The sequence below is a fragment of the Methanobrevibacter sp. genome (assembly GCF_045116495.1).
In the GTDB taxonomy this organism is placed as follows: domain Archaea; phylum Methanobacteriota; class Methanobacteria; order Methanobacteriales; family Methanobacteriaceae; genus Methanocatella.
The window spans coordinates 1-8,383 of the sequence record NZ_JBGULU010000061.1; the positions used below are offsets into that span (position 1 = coordinate 1).

10 protein-coding genes are annotated in these 8,383 nt (G+C 34.0%); 7 read left to right on the forward strand and 3 right to left on the reverse strand.

Annotation, left to right across the window (positions count from 1 at the left end):
• Nucleotides 1-88: 88 nt before the first annotated feature.
• Complete coding sequence (locus ACJMLH_RS03035) at nucleotides 89-640, reverse strand: TATA-box-binding protein (protein ID WP_405274604.1); 552 nt, start codon at nucleotides 638-640, stop codon at nucleotides 89-91.
• A gap of 456 nt (nucleotides 641-1,096) precedes the next feature.
• Here ACJMLH_RS03035 and ACJMLH_RS03040 point away from each other — a divergent pair, with 456 nt between their 5' ends.
• From ACJMLH_RS03040 to fen, 7 genes are read left to right on the forward strand one after another with little or no spacing between them, the layout of a single operon-like run.
• The gene (locus ACJMLH_RS03040; protein ID WP_405274606.1) at nucleotides 1,097-2,056 is read left to right on the forward strand and encodes a glycosyltransferase family 2 protein; all 960 of its coding nucleotides are present in this window, start codon (nucleotides 1,097-1,099) and stop codon (nucleotides 2,054-2,056) included.
• Nucleotides 2,057-2,059: 3 nt separating this feature from the next.
• Nucleotides 2,060-2,605, forward strand: a complete 546-nt coding sequence (gene cyaB / locus ACJMLH_RS03045) for a class IV adenylate cyclase (RefSeq protein ID WP_405274608.1) — start codon at nucleotides 2,060-2,062, stop codon at nucleotides 2,603-2,605.
• Nucleotides 2,606-2,657: 52 nt separating this feature from the next.
• Nucleotides 2,658-3,827 carry a homocitrate synthase family protein gene (locus ACJMLH_RS03050; protein ID WP_405274610.1) on the forward strand — a complete coding sequence of 390 codons (1,170 nt, stop codon included), beginning with the start codon at nucleotides 2,658-2,660 and terminating at the stop codon, nucleotides 3,825-3,827.
• Nucleotides 3,828-3,832: 5 nt separating this feature from the next.
• A complete protein-coding gene (gene hacA / locus ACJMLH_RS03055; protein ID WP_405274612.1) occupies nucleotides 3,833-5,086 on the forward strand; it encodes a homoaconitase large subunit in 1,254 nt (417 codons plus the stop codon).
• 9 nt (nucleotides 5,087-5,095) lie between these two features.
• Complete coding sequence (locus ACJMLH_RS03060) at nucleotides 5,096-5,659, forward strand: chorismate--pyruvate lyase family protein (RefSeq protein ID WP_405274614.1); 564 nt, start codon at nucleotides 5,096-5,098, stop codon at nucleotides 5,657-5,659.
• A 9-nt stretch (nucleotides 5,660-5,668) separates the two neighbouring features.
• A complete protein-coding gene (locus ACJMLH_RS03065) occupies nucleotides 5,669-6,229 on the forward strand; it encodes a chorismate lyase (RefSeq protein ID WP_405274616.1) in 561 nt (186 codons plus the stop codon).
• A 14-nt stretch (nucleotides 6,230-6,243) separates the two neighbouring features.
• Complete coding sequence (fen, locus tag ACJMLH_RS03070) at nucleotides 6,244-7,227, forward strand: flap endonuclease-1 (protein WP_405274618.1); 984 nt, start codon at nucleotides 6,244-6,246, stop codon at nucleotides 7,225-7,227.
• Between the two features lie 218 nt (nucleotides 7,228-7,445).
• On the opposite strand, the gene ACJMLH_RS03075 is transcribed toward fen, so the two are convergent.
• Both ACJMLH_RS03075 and ACJMLH_RS03080 read right to left on the reverse strand, forming a co-directional pair.
• Complete coding sequence (locus ACJMLH_RS03075) at nucleotides 7,446-8,096, reverse strand: DUF2119 domain-containing protein (protein WP_405274620.1); 651 nt, start codon at nucleotides 8,094-8,096, stop codon at nucleotides 7,446-7,448.
• A 26-nt stretch (nucleotides 8,097-8,122) separates the two neighbouring features.
• The coding region (locus ACJMLH_RS03080) for an adenosylhomocysteinase (protein ID WP_405274622.1) at nucleotides 8,123-8,383 on the reverse strand (261 nt) is incomplete at its 5' end.

Sequence of the window (8,383 nt, forward strand, 5' to 3'; positions counted from 1 at the left end):
TAATTTTCCTATCTCATCTATCGCTTCACCATCAATAATAACGTTATCTAAGTCAAATACTACAAGTTTAATCAATAATACCACCAAATTATATTAAATCTAGCTCACTTAATCTGTCGTAAGCTCTTTCGACGCCTAATTTAGCATCGCTACGGGTTTTAGCTCCAGTACATACAACTTTACCAGAACCAAATAATAATAAGACCACTTTAGGGTCAGATAATCTGTATACTAAACCAGGGAATTGTTCTGGTTCATATTCAGTATCTTCAAGTTCTAAAGCTACAGCCTCTAAGTTTAATGTGGATTCTAAGTTAGCAGAAGCCACAATGTTTTGAATTTTTATTTCAAATTCTTCAGGAATGTCTGTGTCGACTTTCCTCATTAAATCTACAGTTCTCTTAATTGCTAATTTAGAGTCATCTATAGATTTTGCTCCAGTACAAACAAGTTTTCCAGAACCAAAAATTAAAGCTGCAGTTTTTGGATCTTTAAGTTTGAAAACTAAACCTGGAAATTGTTCACGATTATAAGAAACACCCTCCAACATATTAGAGCTTTCAATTTCTTTTAAATCGATGTCTTTACCAATGCTTGCAGAAGCAACAATGTTTTCTATTTTTATATCAACATCGGTCAAATTTAAAACCTCCATAAGTTATTAAAAGCAGTAAGTAAAATTTAAAGAAAACAAAAAAAATACGTTAAATTTTTACTAATAAAATATATAGTTTAAATAGTATATAAAGGTATGTTTATTTTTCGCATTTTTCAAAATTTTTAAAAAATTTCAAAAAAAAATAATTTAGAATTCTATTTTGAGGCAGATATTTTTCCAAAATTACTATTTAAATAAATGTTATATTTTAAATAAAAATATTATAAAAATACATATGATAAAATCATAAAAAAGAAAATAATAAAATCTCAACAGTATTTAAATGGCAAAAAAATTTTTAAAAAAAAATGGAAAATAAGCTATAATTTTTAAAAAAAATTAAGATAATACATTATTTTAAATTAAGCAAATCATTGCAATAATATTATTATTTATATAAAGTCAACTAAATCTAATATCTATATTGAGGTAACCAACATGGAAAAAATAAGTATAATTATACCTTGTTATAACATGGAAAAACTTGTCGGAAAATGTATTTCCTCCATAAAAGATCAAACTTATACCAATTTTGAAGCCATTTTCGTTGATGACGGCAGCCAGGACAGGACAAAAGAGGTAATTGAAGAGAACATAAAAGACGATGAAAGGATGAAATATGTTTATAAGGAAAATGGTGGCCTTTCATCAGCAAGAAACTTTGGTTTGGATATGATAGACTCCAAATATGTTTGTTTTATAGACAGTGACGATTATGTTGAAAAAGATTATCTGATGGAACTGTATAACAGCCTAATCGAAAATGACTCTGACATTTCCGTCTGTTATTTTAACAGAGTTTTTGAAAATAAAATTGAACTGAATAAATTTAAAAGCGTTTTTTACAATCTGGTCAGGTTTCCGGCAGCATGGAATAAATTATATAAAACCTCATTATTCAAGGACAATGACATATATTTCCCTCCGGGAAAATGGTATGAAGATCTGGGAACATTTCCCAAGTTATACATGATGTCAAATAAAAAGATTTCAATTGTTGAAAAGCCTTTATATCAATATATTCAAAATCCGACATCAATCACACATACTTTTGACGAAAGAATATATGACAGCTATGACATGATCAAAACCAATGAAGATTTTGCCAAAAAGAATAATATCTTTGACAAATACCATTCAGAACTGGAATACCTTAATGTCTATCATACCCTAATCGGGACCGTTTACAGAAGCAGCTTTTTAGAAGGATTTAATGAAGACAAAGTAAAAGAGATTGTTAAACATGTAAGCGACAAATATCCTAATTGGTACAAAAATGAAGGAATAAAAGAGCTGCGGATATTTTACAGAATATATTTAAAGGCACTTCAGCATAAACAGTACAAATTAATCGTATTTTTATTGAAATTATTACACGACAAAATTAATGTGAGCTAAATTATGATAGAAGTTGAAGTTAAAGCCAAAATCAGTAGCTTTGAAGAAATAGAGCAAAAACTCGATGAAATCGGTGCGACAAAAACCAAAAAGGAATTTCAGGAAGACATTTACTTTAACAGCCCGGTAGTGGATTTTGCACAAACTGACGAAGCTCTTAGAATCAGAACCACAAAAGAAAATGACAACACCAACATATTCATCACCTACAAAGGTCCGAAAATAGATTCCGCATCAAAAACAAGAAAAGAAATCGAAATGGGAATTGAAGATTCTGTTAAATGCGCAGATATTTTCGAAGAAATCGGATTTAAAAAAGTGAGAACCATCAGAAAAAACAGACAGTATTATGAATACGAAAATTTTGAAATATCCCTAGATGATATTGAAGGTCTTGACCCATATATGGAAATAGAGGTTGCCTTAGAAGACGGCCAGGACTACAGTGAAGCTCAAAACGAAATTTTCGAACTGTTTGAGAAATTGGGAATCACAGACGGGTTTGAAAGAACCTCCTATCTGGAATTATTAGAAAACTTATATAAATAAAAAAGTCGTTATAGATATATAATATTAAGATTAATTTTAAGAAGTGATTATATTGCAATATTTTATAAGTCATTATAATAAAGAGTCTGAATTAACATTTCCTGATGACATTACAATTTATGACACTACTTTAAGAGACGGTGAACAAACACCTGGAGTTTGTTTTAGCTTTGATGAAAAATTAGAAATCGCAAGAAAACTTGATCAGTTTAAAATCCATCAGATTGAAGCCGGTTTTCCAATAGTTTCAGAAAAAGAAAAGGAAACCGTGAAGGCAATAGCCAATGAAGGGCTTGATGCTACAATTCTTGGATTGACAAGGACAAAACCTGAAGATATTGATGCGGCACTTGACTGCGACGTGGACGGAGTAATCACATTTGTTGGAACATCAGACATCCATCTTGACCATAAAATGCACATTACAAGACAGGATGCTATCAATTTATGTGAAAATGCAGTGGATTATGCTAAAGACCACGGATTATTCGTGGCATTTTCCGCAGAAGATGCAACAAGAACAGATATTGAATTTTTAAAACGCATATACTGTAAAGCTCAAGAGTGCGGAGCAGACAGAGTACATATCGCCGACACCACAGGAGCCATCACTCCTCAAGGAATCAAATACCTGGTGGAAGAGCTTATAAAAGACATTGACATTGACCTTGCTGTTCACTTGCACAATGACTTCGGATTGGCAGTAATAAATTCGATCACCGGTGTTTTGGCAGGTGCAAAAGCTGTATCAACTACCGTTAACGGTATTGGTGAGAGAGCAGGTAATGCTTCCTTAGAAGAGCTCATCATGGCAATGAAAATCCTATACGGAAAGGATTACGGCTTCAAAACTAAATACATTAAGGAATTATCAGACCTCGTGTCAAAATATAGCGGTCTTCCAATCCCATACAACAAACCTATTGTTGGAAATAACGTATTCAGACATGAATCCGGAATCCATGTCGATGCGGTTATTGAAGAGCCTTTATGTTATGAACCATACCTTCCGGAACTGGTCGGTCAAAGAAGACAACTTGTTTTAGGTAAACATTCAGGATGCAGAGCCGTTAGAGCAAAATTAAATGAATGTGAACTTGACGTTAGTGACGAAGAACTTATCGAAATAGTAAAACAAGTCAAAAAATCCAGAGAAGAGGGAAAATACATTAACGACCAAGTATTCAAGGACATAGTTAAAAAAATCAGTAAAAAGGAATAAATATCATGAACATTACTGAAAAAATATTATCTTCAAAAGCGGGCCATGAGGTGACACCGGGAGAAATCATAGAAATACCAGTCGACCTTGCGATGTCACACGACGGCACATCACCTCCTGCCATCAAAACCTTTGAAAAAATTGCAGACAAAGTTTGGGACAGTGAAAAGATAGCAATTATCTTTGATCACAATATCCCGGCAAATACAATCGGTTCTGCAGAATTTCAAAAAGTTTGCAGAAATTTCATTAAAACTCAAAACATTACCAAAAACTTTATTCACGGTGAAGGAATCTGCCATCAGGTAGTTCCTGAAATGGGGCTGGTCGAACCTGGAAAAGTCATTGTAGGCGCCGATTCACATACCTGTACCTACGGTGCTTTTGGAGCATTTTCAACAGGTATGGGAGCAACAGACCTTGCAATGGTTTGGGCAACCGGCAAAACCTGGTTCATGGTTCCCGAAGCCATTAAAATGACTGTGGAAGGAGAGCTTAACCCGTACATTGCACCGAAAGACATCATACTAAACATTATCGGAGAAATTGGAATAGCAGGTGCAACATATAAAACCGCTGAATTCTGCGGTGAAACAATAGAAAACATGGGAGTCGAAGGAAGAGCGACCATGTGTAATATGGCTATTGAAATGGGAGCCAAAAATGGAATAATGGAACCTAACCGTGACGTGATTAACTACATCTGTAAAAGAACCGGCAAAACCGAAGGCGAACTGAACATTGTAAAATCAGATAAGGATGCAATATACTCAAAGGAGATGCACTTTGACATTACCGACATGGAACCGCAAATCGCTTGCCCAAATGATGTTGACAATGTTTGTGACATCTCAAAAATTGAAGGAACTGCGATAGATCAATGTTTAATTGGTTCTTGTACAAATGGACGACTATCAGACTTAAAAGATGCATGCGATATTTTAGAAAATCAGAAAATATCCGATGACATCAGATTACTTATTCTTCCGGCTTCAAGAGAAATATACAAAAAAGCTATGCATCTAGGCTACATTGACACTTTTATTGATGCAGGAGCAATTATTTGTAATCCTGGCTGCGGACCTTGTCTTGGAGGGCATATGGGAGTATTATCTGAAGGAGAATCATGCATCTCAACAACAAATAGAAACTTTAAAGGTAGAATGGGTGACCCTAAATCATCTGTTTACCTGTCAAATTCAAAAGTAGTAGCTGCTTCAGCAATTACAGGAGTTATTACAAATCCTAAAGACTTATAAGTGATTTAAATGACAACAGAAAAAAACGAAGCAAATAAACGGCTTATTGAAAAAATAAATGATTTAGAAAAAGAATACGGGCAAACATTTTCCAACACACAGAAAATTCTCCTGACAACAGACGGATCAATTACAGCAATTTTGGACGTTCTGTACGGTAAAATTAACCTGTTTACAATTGACCAGCATTTTGGAAAGGCAGATGAAAATCACGCCAAATTAGTGAATGTTAATGTTGGAGATGAAATTAATTTCAGAGAAGTTATAATGCATAAGAAAGACCAACCTCTGATTTATGCAATATCCCATGTTCCGCTAGGCAGATGCAGTGATGAAATCTGTTCCGATTTATTAAGGGCAGACATACCTATCGGAAGAATTTTAAAAAATTATAAAATCGAGTCTAGAAGAGAAGTTAACAACATATTTATAGAAAAACCAAATGAAAAGCTGCAGGACTTATTCAAAACTGATGAAGACTTTTTAGCCCGTGATTATGTTATCATCAACAATGACGACATATTGATGTGGATTAAAGAAATGTTTCCAGTAAGTTATTTCACAGAAATTTAGGTGGTTTACATGAATTCCAAAACTGACATAATTCCAAATGTAGCTAGGGAAAAAATAAAGGAATTGGAAGATGAAAACGATATAAAACTCTCAAATTTACAAAAGGTACTCTGCTCCGTAGAGGGACCCATCGCTAGAGTTTTAGATATTCTGTATGGTGATATGAACATATTCGTATTGGACCAGCACATAGAAAAGGCAAATGAAGATATTGCCGAAAAAGTTGAGATAAATACAGGCGATGAAGTAGACATAAGAGAAGTCATTCTGCATAAACATGGCCGCCCTCTTGTCTATGGCTTATCCTACATCCCAAAAGACAGATGCAGCAATACCGTCATTGAAGAATTACTTAATGAAAATATAACTACCGGCAGAATACTGCTGGAGCATGAAATAGAAACAATAACAAAAATAGAGAAAATTTATCTTGAAAAACCGGATGCGAAACTTCAAGACCTATTTCACAACGAAGGAGACCTGTTAACACGTGAATTTATACTGATACACAAGAAAAACATAGTTATCTGGTCTAAAGAAGCATATCCATTAAGCTATTTCATGATGTAACCAAGGTGTTAAAGATGGGTGTTAAACTTAAAGACATTATTGAACCGGAAAAAATTGATTTTAAAGATCTTGAAGGAAGAGCCGTATCCATTGATGCGTTCAATACTCTCTACCAGTTTTTATCAACAATAAGGCAGAGAGACGGAAGGCCACTGACTGATGAACATGGAAATGTGACCTCACACCTAAGCGGAATACTGTATAGGAACTCATCAATGGTTGAAAAGGATATAAAACCAATTTATGTCTTTGACGGAAAGTCCTCAGAACTTAAAAGCGACACCCAACAAAAAAGAAGAGAAGTGAGAGACGAAGCAGAAAAAATCTACAAAGAGGCTTTAGCAGAAGGAGATACTGAAAAAGCACGCAAGTTTGCTATGAGATCATCAAAGCTATCCCCTGAAATTATTGAATCATCTAAAAAACTGTTAACATTAATGGGAATACCATATGTTGAAGCTAAAGGAGAAGGTGAAGCTCAAGCGGCATATCTTGTTGCAAACGGTGACGCTTATGCAGTGGCTTCACAGGATTACGACTGTCTGCTATTCGGGGCAAAAAGAGTTGTAAGAAACCTGGCAATTAACTCAAATTTGGGAAATCTTGAATATTACGAATTAAACAGAGTTTTAAAAGAATTGGATGTTACAAGAGAGGAACTAATAGATATGGGAATCTTAATTGGTACAGATTTCTGCGAAGGTCTGAAAGGGATTGGTGCTAAAACTGCACTTAAATTAGCTCACAAAGGCCAACTTAAAGAAAAATTAGCTGAACTCCAAAAACAATCTACACATGACCTGGATGAAATAAGAGAACTGTTTTTAAATCATAATGTCAATACTGACTATAAAATCAAATGGGAAAAACCAAACCAAGATAAACTAATCGAGTTTTTATGTTATGAACATGGTTTTTCTGAAAATCGTGTGACAAAAGCATCTGACAAACTTAAGAATTTAAACTCTTCACAGGGAAGTCTTGATGCGTGGTTCTAGAATACATTTAAATAATCTTAAATTATACTATTAAATGGATTCCTATATTAAATATAAAATGCAATCTACCACCACACACCCCAGATTGCAAAACACGATTTAAATGGCAGCTGTAATGGATGCGGTGAATGCTGTTTATAGGATATATTTAATATAATCAGTGAATCCTGATGTTGATGGTTTCTCACCACCCTTTAACCCGGAAACCATCGATATCTTTAATATGGTGGGAAATCTTCACCAAATACTTTTTTTGCATACTTCACAGCCAAATCAACTTGAGGAGCATAATCTTTAAGCATTTGACATTCAAAATGATTTCTGGAGGGTGATTTTAAAATAAGCTTTAATAAATCCTCATAGGTTTCAATAGCTAAATCTTTATTGAAATCATATTCGTCTATGAGTTTAGGAGTTAATTTTTCAATGCAAGGAAATTCCAAAGTTTTACAGACAGTTTCTGTTGAAAAATAGGTCATTCTAATTAAAGGTGAAACTGAAGACACCAATATATAATTGCCCAACTTTATCAACGGAGGAATGCCTGTTTTTTTATATCTTTCCATTGATGTGAGTTTTTCATAATTTTTGAGGTTATAGCAGTGAAGTTCTGTGTAAAAATCCGGTTTTAGGGTTTCTATTAAATCCAAAATCTTTAAACCTAATTCAGTTTGATAATATTCTTTTTTAATAGTGGAAACATATGGGGTTTTATCAAAATTATAAAAATAGAATTGTCCCGGCGATAAATCCTCCTCATTGATTCTTTTAATGAATTTTAAAGAAGTGAGACCCTCATTTCCGTGAACTCCACCAATAAATAGTTTGGTTGGACCGGAACCGTTGTCAATATATCTGAAATATGACATGAAAAAAAGTAAAATTGGAAGGAAATTTATGTTCCTTCTTGCCAGTTAGCCATGTAAGCTTTTTGTTTGTCAGTTAATGAGTCGATTTCAATGCCCATTGCATCTAATTTCATGGATGCTACGGTATAATCGATTTCATCAGGAGCTTTGGTTACTCCTACAGGCAAATCATTTTCGAGGATGTGTTTAGCAGATAAAGCCTGTACTGCAAAACTCATGTCCATAATTTCGGCAGGATGTCCCTGTCCTCTTGCAGCAGATAAGTTTACTAATCTTCCGTCAGCAAG

Excerpts from the sequence above, each read along its gene's own strand:
- ACJMLH_RS03040 (WP_405274606.1), top strand. The coding sequence starts at position 1,097 with ATGGAAAAAATAAGTATAATTATACCTTGTTATAACATGGAAAAACTT.
- cyaB (WP_405274608.1), top strand. The coding sequence starts at position 2,060 with ATGATAGAAGTTGAAGTTAAAGCCAAAATCAGTAGCTTTGAAGAAATA.
- hacA (WP_405274612.1), top strand. The coding sequence starts at position 3,833 with ATGAACATTACTGAAAAAATATTATCTTCAAAAGCGGGCCATGAGGTG.
- ACJMLH_RS03060 (WP_405274614.1), top strand. The coding sequence starts at position 5,096 with ATGACAACAGAAAAAAACGAAGCAAATAAACGGCTTATTGAAAAAATA.
- ACJMLH_RS03065 (WP_405274616.1), top strand. The coding sequence starts at position 5,669 with ATGAATTCCAAAACTGACATAATTCCAAATGTAGCTAGGGAAAAAATA.
- fen (WP_405274618.1), top strand. The coding sequence starts at position 6,244 with ATGGGTGTTAAACTTAAAGACATTATTGAACCGGAAAAAATTGATTTT.
- ACJMLH_RS03075 (WP_405274620.1), bottom strand. The coding sequence starts at position 8,096 with ATGTCATATTTCAGATATATTGACAACGGTTCCGGTCCAACCAAACTA.